Below are 18,037 nucleotides of genomic sequence, written 5' to 3'. Positions count from 1 at the left end.
GTATAGCACCCGCCGGACGCGCACCGGCCCAAACCCACACCCGGCGTGCGGTCAAGCCGGCCTGCGGTATTCTCCCGGCAGTCAGTCAAACGCAAGTGGAGCAGACGTGGCGCACATCATTCCGGACGGCTGGGAACGCCAGTCGCGCAGCGGCCCGGCACAACGCGAGCTGGATACCCTGGCACGCCTGAAGGCCGGTCTGCCGGACGACTATACGGTCTACCACGCCGTGCACTGGACCAATGTCGAGGGACGCCACGCGATCTACGGCGAGATCGACTTCGTCATCGCCAACCGCGCGGGCGACCTGCTGGTCATCGAACAGAAAACCGGCGCGCTGGACGAAACTCCGGATGGCCTGGCCAAGCGCCACGAAGGCAAGGCGCGGCTGATTTCGGTACAGATGGCGCGCACCGCCGAAAGCCTGCGGGCCAAGCTGGCGCGCAGCCTGGACGGTGCCGATATCCATCTGGACTATCTGCTGCACTGCCCCGATCATCGCGTGGTCGCGCCCACGACGGCCGGGCTGGTCCCCGAACGCATCGTCGACGCCGGCCGGCGCGATCGCCTGTGCGCCATCGTCCAGGAGATCCTGCCGCCCGGCACGGCCTCGCCCCTCGCCGCGCGCGTCGATCGCTTCCTGCGCGACATCATCCGCCTGGAAGTCGACGTCAGTGCCCTCATCGGCCAGACGCGCACGCTGGTCACCCGGCTTGCCGGCGGCCTGGCGCATTGGGCGCGCCAGCTGGATATCGACCCCTATCGCCTGCGCGTCACGGGCACGGCCGGTTCGGGCAAGACCCAGCTGGCGCTGGCCGAATACCGCGACGCGGTCGAACAGGGCAAGCGTCCGCTGTACGTCTGCTTCAATCGGCCGCTGGCCGACCACTTCAACCGCATCGCGCCATCGGGCGGCCTGATCTGCTCCTTCCATATGCTTTGCGACCGCCTGCTGCGCGCGGCGGGCCGCAAGCCGGATTTCTCCCAGCCGGATGCCTTCGCCCGGCTGGTCGATGAAGCCGCGGCGCAGCCGGTGCCCGAAGACTTCCTGTTCGATACCGTGATCGTCGACGAGGGCCAGGATTTCGACACGTATTGGCGCGACATGGTGCTGCGCCTGGCGCGGCCCGCCGCGCGCGTTTTGTGGCTGGAGGATCCGCTGCAGAACCTGTACGGCAATACGCCGCCGGAGCTGCCCGGCTGGGTGCGCTTGCGCGCGCAAAGCAATTTCCGCAGCCCGCGGCCGGTGGTCGACTTCCTGCACACCATCCTGCCCGACGACACGCGCATCGACGCGCAGGCGCCGGTGCTGGACGCCGACGTGGAAGTCCTCTCTTATCACGACGAAGAGAGCCTCGCGCGCGCCGTCAAGCAAGGCATACGCAAATGCTATTCGGACGGCTTTCGCCAGGAAGACGTGGCGCTGCTCAGCTACCACGGCCACAAGACCTCGCAGGTCCTGCGCAAGGACAGGCTGGGTCCGCATACGCTGCGCCGCTTCACCGGCCGATACGATCTTTTCGGCCAGCCCGAATATTCCGCGGGCGAAGTCCTGGCCGAATCCGTCTACCGTTTCAAAGGTCAATCCGTGCCCGCGGTCGTCTTCGCCGAGATCGATTTCGACACGCTGGACGAACAGGCCGTGCGCAAACTGTTCGTCGGTGCCACCCGGGCCACGCTCAAGCTGATCCTGATCGCCGCGGAACCCGCGGCCGCGGCACTGCGGAACAAGCTGGACTGAGCCGGCGCGAAGGCGATGGGGCGGCACAGGCCGCCACATGCAACGTCGGCGATTTCCCGCCGCGCAGCAGTCAATTTCGACGATACTGATGTCTTCGTGCAGAGCCGCCCTGGACGCAGGCATCAAAAGCCTGTATACTTTCGGTCTTTGCCGATGCGCCAGTTGCTGATTTTCCGAAGATCTTTCGAAAATTTTTCGCACGATTTTTCGAAGGTTTCTAGCAAACGAGGGTCGGCAGCAAAAAACGATTCCACGCGTTCAATGGTGGCCTTTCCGCGGCGTTCGCTTCGGTGGCCGCCACCGGCGATGCATCGATGGGCCGCGCCCCGATGCCGCCACGGCGATCACGCTGCGTGATCGCCGGGATAGATCCAAGCCGATCCATTCCCCTGAACGTTCCTTCGGTTCCGACCGATCGCATGCATGGCCGCATCCGCCGCGCATGCAGGGCCCGGCATTGCCATGTCGCGCCCAAGAACCTGCACGGAGGCCCAGGCATGAACATCCGGCTGGCAAAGTACGCCGCCACGCTCACCGTCATCGCGATTGCGGTTCTGCTGCTCGCGCACGCCATCGGCGCGCAGGCATGGCGCCAGTACAGCGGCGACCTGCGCTACTACGCCGGACGGCATCTGATCCTGGTGGGCTATTCGATGGCCCTGGCCCTGGCGGTCGGCGTCCCCGCCGGCGTGCTGCTGAGCCGGCGCCGCGCCGCCCGCTACGCCGAGCGCCTGATGCAGGTCTTCAATGTGGGCAACACCATTCCCTCGCTGGCGGTGCTGGCCATCGCCCTGGGGGTATTCGGAATCGGCGAACCGCCAGCCGTCACCGCGTTGTTCCTGGCGTCGCTGCTGCCCATCGTGCGCAATACCTATGAAGGCGTGAAGAACGTCCCGGCCGCCATGCTGGAGGCCGCGCGCGGCATCGGCATGACGCCATGGCAGGCGCTGCTGCGTGTCGAGCTGCCCAACGCGCTGCCCATCATCGTGGGCGGCATTCGCACCGCGCTGGCCATCAACGTCGGCACGGCACCGCTGGCCTACCTGATTGGCGCCGACAGCCTCGGCACCCTGATCTTCCCCGGCATCTACCTGGACAACACCCCGCAGATGCTGCTTGGCGCCGCCGCCACGACGGCGCTCGCGCTGGCCCTGGACGGCATCGTCGCGGCCGCCAGCCGGTATGCGCTGGCCTGGCGCGCCAAGCCCGCCTGAACGACATCCCCCAACGCACGGGCCCCGGCCCCGCGTAACGCTTTCGTCGGACGCTTCGCCTTGACCGGCGTGGGCCGACCCCGTCTTGCCGCCCGATGGCGGAAAAGGAGAACCTCGTACGATGCAGCGATTCCTCCGCAGGACATGCCGCCTGCCACGCGCGCCGATGCGCGCCCTGTTGCTTGCCCTGGCGTGCGCCATCCTGGCGCCGGGGGCCGCGCGCGCCGCGAACACCCTGCGGGTCGGCGCCAAGAATTTCACCGAGCAATACGTCCTGGCCGAAATCACGGCCGAATATCTCCGTACCAAGGGCTATGGCATCGATGTCCGCGCGGGCCTGGGCAGCACCCTGATGCGCAGCGCCCAGCAGAATGGCCAGTTGGACATCGTTTGGGAATACACCGGCACCGCCGCGCTGGTCTATCTGAAGATCCCGGATGCCGTAAAGCTCGACGCCCCCGCGCTCTACGAAAAAGTCCGGCAGCTCGACGCCCGGAATGGCCTGGCGTGGCTGGATGCCTCGCGCCTGAACAACACCTACGCCCTGGGCGTGCCGCGCCAGGTCGCGCAGGAATGGCAGGTCCGGACCATCTCGCAATTGTTCGCGAAACTGCGCGCCGAACCGCATGGCAAGCATGTCTTCGCGATGGACGCCGAATTCGCCAACCGCCCGGACGGCCTGCGTCCACTGGGCGCCGCCTATGGCATGCAATTCGATCGCGCGGACATCAAACAGATGGACCCCGGCCTGGTCTATACGGCCCTGCATAACAACCAGGTCACGGTCGGGCTGATCTACACGACCGACGGCCGCGTGCGCGGTTTCAATATCGTCCCGCTGGAAGACGACAGGCACTATTTCCCCAACTACAACGCAACGCCGGTGGTACGGCGCGAGGTGCTCGATCGCAACCCCGCGCTGGCCGGCCAGTTGAATGCCTTGTCGGCGGCGCTGGACAACGACGCCATGCTGGACATGAACAAGCAGGTGGATATCGACGGCCGCTCCGTGCACGACGTGGCGGCGGATTTCCTGCGCACCCACAGGCTGCCCTGAAGGAGACGCCATGACTCTTTACGACTACCTGTCGGCCAACTGGACGGATCTGCTCGCGCTGACACTGCAGCATATCTACCTGGTCGGTAGCGCCGTCGGATGCGCCATCCTGGTCGGCGTGCCGGCCGGCATCCTGGTCAGCCGCCACGAATGGCTGGCCGCGCCGCTGCTGGGCATCGCGACCGTCGTGCTGACGCTGCCTTCCATCGCCCTCTTCGGCCTGATGATCCCGCTGCTGTCGAGATTCGGCGCCGGCATCGGCGCGGTGCCGGCCGTCATCGCCGTGTTCCTGTATTCGCTATTGCCCATCATGCGCAACACCTACCTGGCGCTGCACAACGTCAGCCCCGGGATCAAGGAAGCCGGCATCGGCATCGGCATGACGTTCTGGCAGCGGCTGCGGCTGGTGGATCTTCCGCTCGCGGTACCGGTCATCCTGGGCGGCGTGCGTACCGCGGTGGTCATGAACATCGGCGTCATGACCATCGCCGCGGTCATTGGCGCGGGCGGGCTGGGCACGCTGATCCTGCGTGCCATCGGCCAGAGCAACATGATGAAACTGCTGGTGGGCGCCGTGCTGGTCAGCCTGCTGGCCATCGCCGCCGATTTGGCGCTGCAAGCCTTGCAGCGACTGCTGACTTCGAAGGGGGTACAAAAGCCATGATCGAACTGGACAAACTGACCAAGACTTTCATCCAGAAAGACGGCAAGCCGTTCAATGCGGTGGACGCCGTCAGTCTTAACGTCGAGGAAGGCGAGTTCTGCGTGTTCCTGGGCCCATCCGGCTGCGGCAAGACCACCACGCTGAAGATGATCAACCGCCTGATCGCGCCGTCGTCCGGCCGCGTGCTGGTCGACGGCCACGACACCATGGCGATGGACGAGGTCGAGCTGCGCCGCCACATCGGCTACGTCATCCAGCAGATCGGCCTGTTCCCCAACATGACGATAGAAGAGAACATCACCATCGTCCCCCGCTTGCTGGGCTGGGACCGGAAACGCTGCCGCGAACGCGCGGCGGAATTGATGTCCATGGTCGCGCTGGACCCGAAGATCTACATGAAGCGCTATCCCCGCGAGTTGTCCGGCGGCCAGCAGCAGCGCATCGGCGTGATCCGCGCCCTGGCCGCCGATCCGCCGGTGATGCTGATGGACGAGCCGTTCGGCGCGGTGGACCCGATCAATCGCGAATCCATCCAGAACGAATTTTTCCAGATGCAGCGCGCGTTGAAAAAGACGGTGATCATGGTCAGCCACGACATCGACGAGGCGATCAAGCTGGGCGACAAAATCGCGGTCTTCCGGCGCGGCAGGCTGGTGCAGTACGACCATCCCGATACCCTGCTGGCGCACCCGCGGGATGAATTCGTTGGCGCTTTCGTCGGCCAGGACGCCACGCTCAAGCGCCTGCTGCTGGTCAAGGCGGGCGACGCCGCCACGCAGCCCGGCACCGCGCACGCCGAGACGCCGCTGGCCCAGGCCTACCGCGACATGGAAGAAAACGACAATGGGCATCTGACCATCGTCGGTCCCGACAATCGCGCGCTGGGCTTCGTGCAGCGCCGCGTCGCGCGCGGCGGCCAGGGTAATTGCGGCCAGCACCTGCGCGCGTTCTCGGCTTCGGTCGCGCCGGACGACAATCTGCGGGTGGTGCTGTCGCGCATGTACCAATACAACTCATCCTGGATGCCCGTGATCGACGCGGACGAGGGCTACGTCGGCGAGGTCACGCAGGATTCGATCGCGAACTACCTGAGCTCGGGCCGGTCGCGCCATCGGACCGGGCAGATCGCCACGTCCTGGCAGACCGCGGCGCAAGCGTAGCGGCGGCCTCAATGCGCGCTGGCGCGCGCGTAGAAGCCCTCCCGCGCCAGCAACGCTTCATGCGTGCCGGCCTGGGCCAGCCGGCCTTCCTGCAATACCAGGATCAGGTCGGCTTCGCGGATGGTGGACAGGCGATGGGCGATGACCAGGGTCGTGCGATGCTGCATCAGCAGTTGCAGCGAATGCCGTATGCCCAGCTCCGACAGGGTATCCAGATGCGAGGTCGCCTCGTCGAGGATCAGCACCGGCGCATTTTTCAGGAAAGCCCGCGCGATCGATATCCGCTGGCGCTGGCCGCCCGACAATTGCATGCCGCGTTCGCCCACCCTGGTCGCCAGGCCGTCGGGCAAGGCGCGCACGAAGTCGGCCAGGGCAGCCTGTTCCAGCGCCGTACGCAGGTCGTCATCGCTGGCGTCCGGCCGCGCGAGCCGGATATTCGCTTCCAGCGTGTCGTTGAACAGATAGGTGTCCTGGGTCACCAGCGCCACGCACTCGCGCAAACCGTCCAGTTCCAATTCGCGCACGTCGACGCCGCCCACGCGTATCGTCCCTTGAACGGGATCCCAGAAACGCAGCAGCAGGCTGGCGACGGTGCTCTTGCCGGCGCCGGATGGGCCGACGATGGCCGCCATGGCGCCCGCCGGCACGTTGAAGCCCAGGTCCTTCAAGGTGTACTCCCGCATGCCGGGATAGGCGAAGCTGACGCGATCGAATTCCAGCGACAGGCCCGCGGCGGCGCGGGGCGCGGGACGCGGACCGTCGCGCACCGGCTCGGGCTCATGGTTGACGACGTGCAGCCGGCGTGACGCGGCGATGGTGTCCGCCAGCTGGCGGCTGACCTGTGAGATCTCGGACACCGGCAGGAAAGTGGCCAGCGATATCAGGATCAACAGCGGCAGCATGCCGGCGTCCAGCGTGCCGGCCGCCACCTGCATCGCGCCGACGACGGCGACCGCAAGGCCGCCCAGGCCCATCGCGACCTCGAAGCGCGCGGCTTGCCCCGAGAGATCGCGCAGGATGTCCAGACGGCGCCGGCCATAGCGTTCGGCCAGCGCCAGGAATTCCGCCCGCCGCCGCGCGGTGGCCTGGAACGCCGTCAGCTCGCCCAGGCCCTGGATGGTGTCGGTGGCATGCGCGCTCATTTCACCCAGCGCGGCGCGGGCCTTGTCGCCCAGTGCATCCACGTGGCGGCGCCCGCGCACGGGGGCGAACAGGGCGTAGGCCAGGAAGGGCAGCAGCGTGACGGCCACGGGCCAGCTGAAGGCGAACAGGAAACCCAGCACGGTCAAGGGAACCAGCAGCGCGACGATGGCCGGGGCGATGGTGTGCGCATAGAAGTACTCGATCATCTCCACGTCCTGGGTGGCCAGCGCGACCAGGTCGCCGGAGCGGCGCCGCAGCAGATACGCGGGTGCGAGCCGTTCCAGCTTGTCGTAAAGGTTCACGCGCATGTCGCCCAGCAGGCGATAGGCCATGGCATGGGCGAGCCAGGACTCCAGCCAGTGGAACAGCGCGGCCAACGGCGCGGCGATCAACAGCGCGACGATCAGGGCGCCGGCATCCCGGCCGTCGCGCACGGCGGCCACGACCAAGGCGCTCAGCACACCGACGCCGATATACGCCGCCACGCGGGCAACGCCAAGCACGATGGTGGTGACGAGCGTCCCGCGCCAGGGCCGCACGACGGCCAGCAAGGTGGCCACGGTGGCGCGCCAGCCGACGTGCCGCGCGTCTTCGTCGAGCGCGCGCGGCTCCGGGGGCGATTGCGTGGGCGTGTCGTTCCGCGGCGCGGTGCCGGCCTCCGGGCCCGCGTCCGGGCGGGGCAGAGCCGTAATGCTCGCCGTGCCGGCGAGCGCCGCCGATTCCTTCTGCCGGCGCGCCTCGTCCTGTTCGTGCATCAGCGCGTAGTACAGGCCGCGCCGCGCCATCAGTTCGGCATGCGCGCCCTCTTCCGCCACCTTGCCGGCATCCAGCACCAGGCAGCGGTCCGCGCCCAGCACGCTCGCCAGGCGATGCGCCAGGATCAGCGTGGTCCGGCCGGCCATCAGGCGGTCCAGCGCCTGCTGGATGATGGCTTCGTTCTCGGTATCCACCGACGATAGCGCCTCGTCCAGGATCAGGATGGGCGCATCGCGCAGCAGCGCGCGCGCGATCGCCAGACGCTGGCGCTGGCCGCCCGACAGTTGCAGTCCGCGCTCGCCGATGTGCGTGGCGTAGCCGTCGGGCAGCGCCATGATGAAGTCGTCGATATTGGCGGCGCGGGCCGCGGCGCGGACCTGCTCGGGCGTGGCGTCATGCCTGCCCAGGCGCAGGTTGTCGTCCAGCGTGCCATGGAACAGGGTGATGTCCTGGCTGACCACCGCGATGCGCGACAGCAGGGCCTGCGGGTCCAGGTCCCTTACGTCGTGGCCGCCCACGCGGACGGCGCCGTGCTGCGCCACGCATTCCCGCAGCAGCAATCGCACGATCGTCGACTTGCCGGCGCCGCTCGGGCCGACGATCCCCACGCGCTCGCCCGCGGCGATGCGAAAGCTCAGGCCGCGATGCGCGGCGCGCCGCGGCGTGTAAGAGAAGCTGACGTCATCGAACTCGATACTGGGGCGGAAGTCCGCCGCGCCGATGCCCGCGCCGCCGGCTTGCGCCGCCGCGGAACCGGCATTCGCAGCCGCCAGCGCCGTTGCGCCGGATTCCGCATCCATCAGGGCATGGATGCTGGCGGCCGCCGATTGCCCCAGCATGCCCCGGTGCAACACCGCCCGCAAGTCCCGCAGGGGCCGGAAAATCTCGGTGCCGGCCATCAGCACGATCAGCAGCGCCTCCACGCTCATCGCGCCATGGCCGACGCGCCATGCGCCCAAGGTGAGCGCCAGCGCCGCGCCCAACGCCACGCCCAGATCGCTGATCCCGCGCGTTAGCAGGCTGACCGACAGCACCCACATCGTGCCGTCGGACAGGCGGCGCGCCCGCTCGGCCAGCCGGCGCCCCCAGGACTTGCCCTGGCCGAAGGATTTCAGCGTGGGCAAGCCCTGCACCGCATCCAGGAAATCCTCGCCGAAATCCTGCAGCGACCTGGCGCGCTCGAGGCTGGCGCGCCGGTCCAGCATATGCACCGCCATGGGCCCCACCAGGGCGAAGATCGCCGCCGCCAGCAGCACCAGCGCCGTGGGGACGTCCCAGAACGCGATGACGGCGAAGATGGCGAAGGGCGCCGCGGCGGCGATCGCCACTTGCGGGAGATACTGGCCGAAGAAGGTCTGCAACTGCTCGACGCCATCGACCACCGTCAGCATCACGCCGCCGGTGCGCTGGTTGGCGAACCATGCCGGCCCCAGCGCAACGATGCGGTCGTACAGCTTCGCGCGCAGCACCTGCTGCACGGTGGCGGCGCAGCGGTTGGCCTGGACGGTGCGGCCATGGTCCAGCACGGCGCGCAAGAGCACCAGCGCCGCGGCGGCGGCAGCCGGCCGCATCCAGCTTTGCCACGGATCGCCGGCGAACACGCGCGCCAGCATCTGGCCCAGGAATACGTAGCGGCCGATGCCGGCGGCCAGCGCGAGCAGGCCCAAGAGGATGCCGCCGGTTAGTTGCGCCCGCATTCCGCGCGTCAACCGCCACAACCGAAAATCGAAATACATCGCGCCCGCCCCTTTTCCTTGCTCTTCACGTACCGGGATTGTTGCTTTCCCCAGGGGTATTGGACTAGTGATAGTTTTTCGATCCTGGGTAGAGTTAAATTACACCCATGTCGACCTTGCCTTTCCGTACCCCGCCGCTGGCCGCCCTGCGCGCCTTCGAAGCCGTCGCCCGGCTGGGCAGCTTAAGCCGCGCGGCGGCGGAATTGAACGTGACCAAGAGCGCCGTGAGCCATCAGCTGCGCGGCCTGGAGGCCGACCTGGGGGTGGTGCTGCTGCGGCGCGGGGGCACCACCCGCCGCGCGGAACCCACCGACGCGGGCGCCGACCTGCTGGCCTCGGTGCAACAGGCCTTGACCCTGCTGTCCACCGCGTGCCGCAACGTACGGGCCACGGCCCTCGGACGGCAGGCGCATCGCCTGAACATATCGGCGAACCCTTCGCTGGCCGCGCTATGGCTGGCGCCGCGCATCGGCCGCTTCGCCGAGCTGCACCCGGAGATCGACGTGCAGGTGTATCTGCATGCCAACCATGATCCGGCATGGCAAGAACAAGGCATCGATCTGGCGTTTCTTCATGTCGGCGACGAAGGTCCGAACCGGCCGGCGCCCGGCGACATCCCGCTGATCCGGGAAACCGTGATACCGGTGTGCAGCCCGAGCCTCATCCCCGAGGCGGAGCGCGATGACCCCGCGGTATTCGCGCGCTATCGCTGGCTGGAGGAAAAACACGTTGCCAGCCCCGAGACCAGTTGGCGCACCTGGCGCAAGCGTTTGAAGCTGAACCGCGCGCAGTGGCAGGATCCGCTGATCCTGAGCGGGCTCAGCACGGTGGTGTCCGCCGCCGTGGCGGGCGCGGGCATCGCGCTGGGCAGGTCGCCGCTGATCGATGAGGAGCTCGCGCGGGGCGGACTGGTGCCTTTGGCGCCGGCGCTGCGCATGGCGGGATCGTGGGGCTACGTGATGCGCATGCGGCCGGATCGACGGGACGATGCCGCGCTGCCGGTGCTGGTGGAGTTCCTGCTGAACGAAGCGCGCCAGCCGGCATTTTGCCCACCATGGCCGCGGGAATGACGGTTGCGCCCCATCCGGTGTCTCTTACAAACGATATGGAGCACCGACATGACCGACCATCGTCCCATGGAAGATCCCACCCGCACCGCGCCCCCCGAACCTTCTACGAAAAGCCAGGTCGACATCGCCAACGATGTGCAGGACGGTTTGCGCGAATCCAAGGACAAGGCCAAAGGCCGCGGGCCGACCGTCGGCGGCAAGGCGACACAGTTCGACGGCAATCCCAACCCGGAGCGCGACGGCGAAGGCGGCGTGTTCAGTCCGCCGGACGACACCCCTTCCGTGCTGCCCAAAAAAGAAGGCACGTGACGCCGCACGATGAGCAGGCGCCACGTACGGTGCCTGCTTTTACGCGGCACGCCCGAGCGTCGCGGCTGCTGCGTCTCCCATCCTGACGGCATTCAACCGCGGGATTCACCTTCGGAATTCATTGGCGGAATACACCGCGCCCTCGCCCGCCCGACGGCATGCCGCTTGCGCCCATTGCCGCGCGTAACGTCCACACACTGCATGGGAGACCGCGATGCGCGCACTACGCTGGCATGGCAAGCACGATATCCGCTGCGACACTGTCCCGGATCCGCAGATCGAACACCCGCGCGATGCCATCGTGAAGGTGTCGTGCTGCGCCATCTGCGGCTCGGACCTGCACCTGTTCGACGGCTTCATGCCCGGCATGAAGCACGGGGACATCATGGGGCACGAGTTCATGGGCGAAGTGATGGAAGTCGGCACGGAGAACAAGGCGCTGAAGCCGGGCGACCGCGTCGTCGTCCCTTTCACCATCATCTGTGGCGAATGCGACCAATGCAAACGCGGCAATTTCTCCGTTTGCGAGCGCAGCAACCGCAACAAGGCACAGGCCGACAAGCTCTTCGGCCACACCACCGCGGGCCTGTTCGGCTACACCCACCTGACGGGCGGCTACGCGGGCGGCCAGGCGGAATTCGTGCGCGTGCCGTTCGCCGACAAGACGCATATCCGGATTCCCGAGGGCTTGAGCGATGAGCAGGTGCTCTTCCTCGGCGATATCTTCCCCACCGGCTGGCAGGCGGCCGCGCAGTGCGATATCGAACCCACGGATACGGTGGCCATCTGGGGCGCCGGCCCGGTGGGACAGATGGCCATCCGCAGCGCGGTCCTGCTGGGCGCCAGGCAGGTGGTCGCCATCGACCGCGTGCCGGAGCGGCTGGCCATGGCTCGCGCCGGCGGCGCCGTCACGATCAACTTCGACGAGGAAAGCGTGCTGGACCGCCTGCGCGACCTGACGCAGGGCAAAGGCCCGGAAAAATGCATCGACGCGGTGGGCATGGAATCGCACGCCACGCGTTCCATCGACGCCATGTACGACCGCGCCAAGCAGGCCGTCATGCTGGAAAGCGACCGCCCGCACGTCCTGCGCGAGATGATCTACGTCTGCCGGCCCGCCGGCGTACTGTCCATCCCGGGCGTGTACGGCGGGCTTATCGACAAGATCCCTTTCGGCGCGGCGATGAACAAGGGCCTGACCTGGCGCATGGGCCAGACTCACGTCAATCGCTGGACGGACGACCTGCTCAAGCGCATCGCCGAAGGACAGATCGACCCGTCGTTCGTGATCACGCACCGCGTCAGCCTGGAAGACGGACCGGAGATGTACAAAACCTTCCGCGATAAAGAGGACGGTTGCATCAAGGTAGTGCTGAAGCCCTGACGCGTCCTCAACGCGACGACACAGCCCCCGCGCCGCTGTCCGCTTGCCATCCTCCGCCCAGCGCCTTGTATAGCGCGACCAGATCCGTCGTGACGCGCACCGTCGCGTCCGCCATCTGGATACGGCTGTTGGAAAGCTGGCGTTCCGTATCCAGCACATCGATGAAGCTGTTCAGGCCGTTCACATACCCGTCGCGCGCAAGCTCGAATGCGCGCCGGTTGGCGTCGAGCACGGTCGATAGTGTGTCCCGGCGTGCCTGGTCGGTGCGGTACCTGACCAGGGCGTTGTCGACGTCGTGCAGCGCCGACAGCACGGTCTGCCGATAGGCAAGCACGGCCGCCGCCTGGTCGGCGCGCGCCATGGCGATCTGCGCCCGCAGCGCCCCGCCCTGGAAGATCGGCAGGCTGACCTGCGGGCCGATGGAATAGAAATGGCTGGCCCAGCGCGTCAGATAGCTGGCCTCGGTCGCGCGCAGGCCGATGCTGCCGGTCAGGGATAGATCGGGAAACAGCTGCGCGATCGATGCGCCGACCTGGGCCGTGGCCGCATGCAGGTCCGCCTCGGCGCGGCGGATGTCCGGCCGGCGGCGGGCCAGGCTGGACGGCAGTCCCACGGGCACGGCAGGCGGCACCGGCGGAACGGCCCCCGGCGTGGAAAGCTCGGCGTCCAGCGTTCCCGGCGGCGCACCGATCAACAGGGCCAGCCCGTTCAGCGCCGTCGCGGTCTGCTGCTCGTACAAGGGCAACTGCGACCGCGACGCGCCCAGTTGCGCCTGCGCGCGCTCCACATCGGTCTGGCTGGCGAGTCCGGCCCGTTGCCGGCTGCGTGTCAGGTCCAGGACTTCCTGGTCTTCGCGGATCTGGTCGCCGGCGATGCGGGCCAGCAGTTGCGCCCCGCGCAGCTGGGCATAGGTCTGCGCGACTTCCGCCTCCAGCGATACCAGCGCATCGTTGCGCGCCTCGATCGCCGATTCGGTTTGCGCGTTCGCGGCCTCCACCGTGCGGCGCACGCGGCCGAACAGATCCAGCTCCCAGCTGGCATCGAAACCGATCTGGTACAGGCTGACGGGGTCTTCGATCTTGTCGATCAGCGATTTCCCGGCGGCGCTCGCCGCCGCGCCTGCCCCCGGCGCCACGCTGTCCAGGGGGGATCCCGGCGCGCCCAGGCGGTCGAGCTTTTGCGGCACGCCGCGCGACTCCAGCATGCCTTTGGCGCCGAGCTGCTGGTAGGTATAGCTGCCGTTGGCATTCAGCTGAGGCAGGGCGGCCGCGCCGGCGGCGCGGGCCTGGGCACGCGATGCCGCAATGCGCTGCACGGCCTGCTGCAAATCGAGATTGCCCGCGATGGCGCGGTCGATCAGCGAATCCAGTTGCGCGTCGTTGAAACGCCGCCACCAGCGCGGATCCGGATCCGCATCGTCCACGACGGAGGCTCCCTCCGCCGCGTGCGCGCGGGCGCGATCGGCATATCCCGCCGGCACCTGGGGATCCGGCTTGTGGAAATCGGGCCCGACGGTGCAGGCGCTGCATAACAGTACCGCCGCGATGGCAAGAAAGCCCCGCATCAATGCCCTCCCGGCTTGCCCGACGCACGGGTCGGCGAAAACAAAAAGGTCAATGGAATAAAGCACCACGCGAATATTCCGCAGATGGCGAACACATCGATATAGGCCAGTATCGTGGCCTGCGAAACGAACATCTGGTACATCTGCCCCGTGGCCGCCTGCGCCGCATCGCCCGCCACCCCGGCGTAGTCGCGCAAGGCCCGCGCCACGTGGTCCAGCGTGTCCTGGTACGGCTGGTACAGGGGCGTCATATCGTGGGACAAGTGCGCCATGCGCGCTTGCGTGCGCTCCCGTATGCCCGCCGTCGCCAGCGAGATCCCGATCGACCCGGCAATGTTGCGGAACATGGTGAACAACGCCGCGGCGTCGTCGTTCATTGCCTGCGGCAGGCTGACGTAGGCCAGCGTGCTGGTGGGCACGAACAGGAATGCCAGCGCGAACGACTGCGCCATGCGCATCAGCACCAGGGTGTTGAAATCGATTTCCGGTACCAGGTGGCGCGAATAGAACAGCGCCGCGCCCAGCAGCAAAAAGCCGACCGCGATAAGGTGCCGCGTCTGCACCAGCGGCATGATCTTGCCCACCACCGGGATCATGAAAGTAATCAGCAAGGCTCCCGGGGACAGCAGCAGGCCGGCCAGTGTCGCCGTATAGCCCAGGTGCTGCTGCGCCAGCTGTGGCAATAGCACCGAACTGCCGTACAGGACGCCGGCGAAGGCCGCGATGGTGATGCACCCCAGCGTGAAATTGCGGTCCTTCATGACACGCAGATCGACCACGGGCCGGCGCGCGGCCAGCAGCCAGGCGATGGCACCCGATATGCCCAGGGCCGCCAGCACGGCGAACACGCGGATGAAACCGGAGCTGAACCAGTCTTCGTCTTCGCCGCGATCCAGCATCACCTGCAGGCAGCCCAGTCCCAGCGCGATCAGGCCGATGCCGGGCAGATCGATATGCAGTTTCGATAGCGGCGTCGGCTTCTGCCAGGGCGGATCCTCCACCACCTGCATGACCGCCAGCGCGGTCAGGATGCCGACCGGCACGTTGATCAGGAAGACCCAGCGCCAGGAAAAATTGTCGGTGATCCAGCCGCCCAGCGTGGGCCCGAGCACGGGCGCCACCACGATCGCGACGGCCGATACCGAGAACGCCCGGCCGCGCTGCGAGGGCTCGAAGGTATCCAGGATGATGGACTGCTGGCTGGGCTGCAGACCGCCGCCGAAGAAGCCTTGCAGCATGCGGAACACGATCAGTTCGCCCAGGTTCGTCGCCACGCCGCACAGGAAGGAACAACATGTGAAGGCGACGATGCAGATCAGGAAGTAGCGCTTGCGTCCCAGGGTACGTGCCAGGAAGCCCGAAATCGGCAGGACCACGCCGTTTGCCACCAGGTACGAAGTCAGCGTCCAGGTGGCTTCGTCATAGCTGGCCGACATGGTGCCGGCGATGTGCGGCAGCGACACGTTGACGATGGTGGTGTCCAGCACCTCCATGAAAGCCGCCAGCGTGACCGACACCGCGATGAGCCACGGGTTGGCGCTGGGGCGCCATGTCGAGGCGGATGCCGTGGCGCCGCTCATTTCACATGCACCGTCGGCGTGACCGACAAGCCCAGCGGCAGGGGCAGCGAGGGGTCCAGGCCGTCGTCGATGACGATCTTGACCGGCACGCGCTGCACGATTTTCACGAAATTGCCGGTCGCGTTCTCGGCCGGAAAGGCGGAAAAGCGCGAGCCCGATCCCAGCTGCACGCTATCGACATGGCCGCGCAGTTTCAGCTGCGGGTAAGCATCCACCTCGATCTGCACAGGATCGCCCGGGCGCATCCGCTCCAGCTGCGTCTCCTTGTAGTTGGCGGCGATCCACACCGTGGAAGGTACCAGCGCGAACAGCGACATGCCGGCCTGCACCAGCTTGCCGTCCTGCACGTTGCGCCGGGTCACCCAACCGTCGACCGGCGCGCGCACCTCGGTATACGACAGGTTCAATTCAGCTTGTTCCAGCTGCGCCTGCGCCGCGCGTACCTGCGCCTGCCGCGACTCGACCAGGGCACGCGCTTCGGCGATCTGCTGCGGGACCACGCTGGCCGCCTTGACTTCCGACTGGGCCCGCGCCACGTTCGCCAGCGCGGTACGCATCTGCGCCGTCGCCGTATCCACGTTCTGCTGGCTGGTGGCGCGCGGGTCCACGCTGTGCTGGCGCCGGTAGCTGGCGCGCGCGTTGGTCAGATCGGCCTGCGCGGCCTGCTCCTGCGCCTGGGCCTGCGCCAGCTGCGCGGGGTATTGGACCTGTGCCAGCGCCAGCTGGGTCTGGGCCTGGTGCAACTGCGCGTCGGCCAGCGCCCGTTGCGCGCGCGCCTGGTCGCGCGCGGCGATGTAGTCGCGCGGATCGATGCGCAGCAACAGGTCGCCGCGATGCACGCGCGTGTTGTCGCCTACGCGCAGATCGACGACATACCCGCCCACCTTGGGCGCGATGGTGACCGCATCCCCCTCCGTGTAGGCATCGTCGGTGGAAATATCGTTACGGGTCAAAAACCACCAGATGGCCCCCACGATGCCCAGGAGCACGACAACGACGATAAGAATGATCAACGGCTTCCTGCTGCGGCGCCGCTGGCCATCGGCTTGCCCGCCGTGTCCGTCCCCGCCCTGGCGGGAATCGTCGTCCTTGCCGCTCGTTCCTTCCTGGGCGCTTTTGCTTTTTGCGCCGTTCTTGCCGTTTTCGCCTGCTTCGCCGCCCTCGGCGGGCGCGCGTGCTTCAGGTCCTTGCTGGGATGGATCTGTCATACGGAATGTGCCATGGGTTGAGCACGCCGCGACAGCAAGGACCGTGCCTTTCGCGTCCAACTTTTCCCGTGGCATGATAGGCGCCTCGCATTCGACAGCGCCTATCCCTTTCCACTATGTCCAACCTGATCGTGCACGGCGGCCTTCCTCTACGCGGCGAGATCGTGCCGTCCGCCAACAAGAACGCCGTCCTGCCCATCCTGTGCGCCACCCTGCTGACCGACCGGCCCCTGCGCCTGGTCGGGGTACCCGAGATCACCGACGTCAAGAAGATCCTGGATATCTTCCGCACGCTGGGTAGCGACGTGTCCGTCGACTTCGCCACCGGCATCCTCGACCTGCATCACCGCGCGACCGCGTTCGATCCCGCCGTGCACAAGCTGCCGGAGGAAATGCGTTCCTCCATCATGCTGGTGCCGCCGCTATTGGCGCGGTTCGGCGTGGCGCGGCTGGAGAACGATGTAAAAGGATGCACACTCGGCGTGCGAGAGATCGACCCGCACGTCGAGGTGTTCGAGCGCTTCGGCGCCATCATCGAACGGACGCCGGACTCGCTCATCGTGCGCGCGGCCGGCCGCATGGTGGCCAACCATCATTGGCTGGACTATGCATCCGTAACGACCACGGAAAACTTCGTCCTCTGCGCGGTATCCGCCGGCGGCACATCGACCCTGGTCAACGCGGCATCCGAACCGCACGTGCAGGAGTTTTGCCGTTTCCTGTCGATGCTGGGCGCCTCCATCGACGGTATCGGCACATCGCGCCTGGCCGTGGAAGGCGGCAGCGGACTGGGCGGCGGCGAATTCCGCTTCAGCGAGGACTTCCACGAAATCGCGACCTTCCTGGCGCTGGGCGCGATTACCGGCGGCGATATCGCCGTCAGGAATACCGCGCCCGAACAGTTCCCGCTGATCGACCGGACTTTCGCGAAATTCGGCGTGGACGTGGAGCATCGCGACGGCTGGTCGCACGCCCGCCGCGAAGGCCCGTTGCGCGTACGCAAGCCCTTCACGCAGAACATCCTGACCAAGGTCGAAGCGGCACCGTGGCCCTACCTGCCGGTCGACCTGTTGCCGATCTTCATTGCGCTGGGCGTCCAGGCCGAAGGCAGCGCGATGTTCTGGAACAAGGTATACGACGGCGCCATGGGATGGTCCGTCGAGCTCTCCAAATTCGGCGCGCACGTTTTCCTGTCCGATCCGCACCGCCTGATCACCTTCGGTGGACTGCGCCTGAGTCCGGCCAAGGTGGAAAGCCCCTACATCATCCGCGTTGCCATCGCGCTGCTGATGGTCGCCGCGAGTATCGAGGGCCGTTCCGAAATCACCAATGCGCTGCCTATCCGGCGCGCCCATCCCAACTTCGTGGAAAACCTGAGGTCGGTCGGGGCGAATGTCGAATGGACCAAAAGCGAATAAGACAGGCAGTTCCGCAGAACGACGGACGTGCGC

Annotated in this window: 13 protein-coding genes; 9 read left to right on the top strand and 4 right to left on the bottom strand. The window is 67.1% G+C overall.

Annotated elements, in window-relative coordinates; translation table 11 throughout:
- The first annotated feature begins 106 nt into the window (after positions 1–106).
- The 5 genes from CAL28_RS03920 (at position 107) to CAL28_RS03900 (ending at position 5,836) form a co-directional block, all read left to right on the top strand.
- Entirely contained in the window at positions 107–1,741 is a 1,635-nt protein-coding gene (locus CAL28_RS03920) for an ATP-binding domain-containing protein (RefSeq protein WP_094840077.1), read from the top strand.
- A 497-nt stretch (positions 1,742–2,238) separates the two neighbouring features.
- Complete coding sequence (locus CAL28_RS03915; RefSeq protein WP_094840076.1) at positions 2,239–2,955, top strand: ABC transporter permease; 717 nt, start codon at positions 2,239–2,241, stop codon at positions 2,953–2,955.
- 121 nt (positions 2,956–3,076) lie between these two features.
- Positions 3,077–4,012, top strand: coding sequence for a glycine betaine ABC transporter substrate-binding protein (locus tag CAL28_RS03910; RefSeq protein ID WP_440588348.1), 936 nt, complete (start codon positions 3,077–3,079; stop codon positions 4,010–4,012).
- Positions 4,013–4,022: 10 nt separating this feature from the next.
- Complete coding sequence (locus CAL28_RS03905) at positions 4,023–4,676, top strand: ABC transporter permease (protein WP_094840075.1); 654 nt, start codon at positions 4,023–4,025, stop codon at positions 4,674–4,676.
- Complete coding sequence (locus CAL28_RS03900; RefSeq protein ID WP_094840074.1) at positions 4,673–5,836, top strand: ABC transporter ATP-binding protein; 1,164 nt, start codon at positions 4,673–4,675, stop codon at positions 5,834–5,836. The genes CAL28_RS03905 and CAL28_RS03900 overlap by 4 nt, the downstream gene beginning before the upstream one ends.
- 8 nt (positions 5,837–5,844) lie before the next feature.
- On the opposite strand, the gene cydC is transcribed toward CAL28_RS03900, so the two are convergent.
- Positions 5,845–9,471, bottom strand: a complete 3,627-nt coding sequence (gene cydC, locus CAL28_RS03895) for a thiol reductant ABC exporter subunit CydC (RefSeq protein ID WP_094840073.1) — start codon at positions 9,469–9,471, stop codon at positions 5,845–5,847.
- A 107-nt stretch (positions 9,472–9,578) separates the two neighbouring features.
- Here cydC and CAL28_RS03890 point away from each other — a divergent pair, with 107 nt between their 5' ends.
- The 3 genes from CAL28_RS03890 to CAL28_RS03880 all read left to right on the top strand — a co-directional run bounded on the left by CAL28_RS03890 (position 9,579) and on the right by CAL28_RS03880 (position 12,234).
- Positions 9,579–10,541, top strand: coding sequence for a LysR substrate-binding domain-containing protein (locus tag CAL28_RS03890; RefSeq protein WP_094840072.1), 963 nt, complete (start codon positions 9,579–9,581; stop codon positions 10,539–10,541).
- A gap of 48 nt (positions 10,542–10,589) precedes the next feature.
- A complete protein-coding gene (locus tag CAL28_RS03885) occupies positions 10,590–10,850 on the top strand; it encodes a hypothetical protein (RefSeq protein ID WP_094840071.1) in 261 nt (86 codons plus the stop codon).
- 214 nt (positions 10,851–11,064) lie between these two features.
- Complete coding sequence (locus CAL28_RS03880; RefSeq protein WP_094840070.1) at positions 11,065–12,234, top strand: zinc-dependent alcohol dehydrogenase; 1,170 nt, start codon at positions 11,065–11,067, stop codon at positions 12,232–12,234.
- Between the two features lie 7 nt (positions 12,235–12,241).
- On the opposite strand, the gene CAL28_RS03875 is transcribed toward CAL28_RS03880, so the two are convergent.
- From CAL28_RS03875 to CAL28_RS03865, 3 genes are read right to left on the bottom strand one after another with little or no spacing between them, the layout of a single operon-like run.
- Complete coding sequence (locus CAL28_RS03875; protein WP_094840069.1) at positions 12,242–13,798, bottom strand: efflux transporter outer membrane subunit; 1,557 nt, start codon at positions 13,796–13,798, stop codon at positions 12,242–12,244.
- On the bottom strand, positions 13,798–15,378 hold the full coding sequence (locus CAL28_RS03870) for a DHA2 family efflux MFS transporter permease subunit (RefSeq protein ID WP_094840068.1): 1,581 nt from the start codon (positions 15,376–15,378) through the stop codon (positions 13,798–13,800). Before CAL28_RS03870 ends, CAL28_RS03875 begins: the two co-directional genes overlap by 1 nt.
- Positions 15,375–16,586, bottom strand: coding sequence for an HlyD family secretion protein (locus tag CAL28_RS03865; protein WP_094840067.1), 1,212 nt, complete (start codon positions 16,584–16,586; stop codon positions 15,375–15,377). The genes CAL28_RS03870 and CAL28_RS03865 overlap by 4 nt, the downstream gene beginning before the upstream one ends.
- 116 nt (positions 16,587–16,702) lie before the next feature.
- Here CAL28_RS03865 and CAL28_RS03860 point away from each other — a divergent pair, with 116 nt between their 5' ends.
- The gene (locus CAL28_RS03860) at positions 16,703–18,004 is read left to right on the top strand and encodes a UDP-N-acetylglucosamine 1-carboxyvinyltransferase (RefSeq protein WP_094840066.1); all 1,302 of its coding nucleotides are present in this window, start codon (positions 16,703–16,705) and stop codon (positions 18,002–18,004) included.
- Positions 18,005–18,037: the final 33 nt, after the last annotated feature.

The organism is Bordetella genomosp. 11, from assembly GCF_002261215.1.
GTDB lineage: Bacteria > Pseudomonadota > Gammaproteobacteria > Burkholderiales > Burkholderiaceae_B > Bordetella_C.
This window is presented reverse-complemented; position numbering and strand designations above follow the sequence as displayed.

Coding starts and splice junctions, on each gene's coding strand:
- CAL28_RS03915 (WP_094840076.1), top strand. CDS start 2,239: ATGAACATCCGGCTGGCAAAGTACGCCGCCACGCTCACCGTCATCGCG.
- CAL28_RS03870 (WP_094840068.1), bottom strand. CDS start 15,378: ATGAGCGGCGCCACGGCATCCGCCTCGACATGGCGCCCCAGCGCCAAC.
- CAL28_RS03890 (WP_094840072.1), top strand. CDS start 9,579: ATGTCGACCTTGCCTTTCCGTACCCCGCCGCTGGCCGCCCTGCGCGCC.
- CAL28_RS03900 (WP_094840074.1), top strand. CDS start 4,673: ATGATCGAACTGGACAAACTGACCAAGACTTTCATCCAGAAAGACGGC.
- CAL28_RS03885 (WP_094840071.1), top strand. CDS start 10,590: ATGACCGACCATCGTCCCATGGAAGATCCCACCCGCACCGCGCCCCCC.
- cydC (WP_094840073.1), bottom strand. CDS start 9,471: ATGTATTTCGATTTTCGGTTGTGGCGGTTGACGCGCGGAATGCGGGCG.
- CAL28_RS03905 (WP_094840075.1), top strand. CDS start 4,023: ATGACTCTTTACGACTACCTGTCGGCCAACTGGACGGATCTGCTCGCG.
- CAL28_RS03910 (WP_440588348.1), top strand. CDS start 3,077: ATGCAGCGATTCCTCCGCAGGACATGCCGCCTGCCACGCGCGCCGATG.
- CAL28_RS03865 (WP_094840067.1), bottom strand. CDS start 16,586: ATGACAGATCCATCCCAGCAAGGACCTGAAGCACGCGCGCCCGCCGAG.
- CAL28_RS03880 (WP_094840070.1), top strand. CDS start 11,065: ATGCGCGCACTACGCTGGCATGGCAAGCACGATATCCGCTGCGACACT.
- CAL28_RS03860 (WP_094840066.1), top strand. CDS start 16,703: ATGTCCAACCTGATCGTGCACGGCGGCCTTCCTCTACGCGGCGAGATC.
- CAL28_RS03875 (WP_094840069.1), bottom strand. CDS start 13,798: ATGCGGGGCTTTCTTGCCATCGCGGCGGTACTGTTATGCAGCGCCTGC.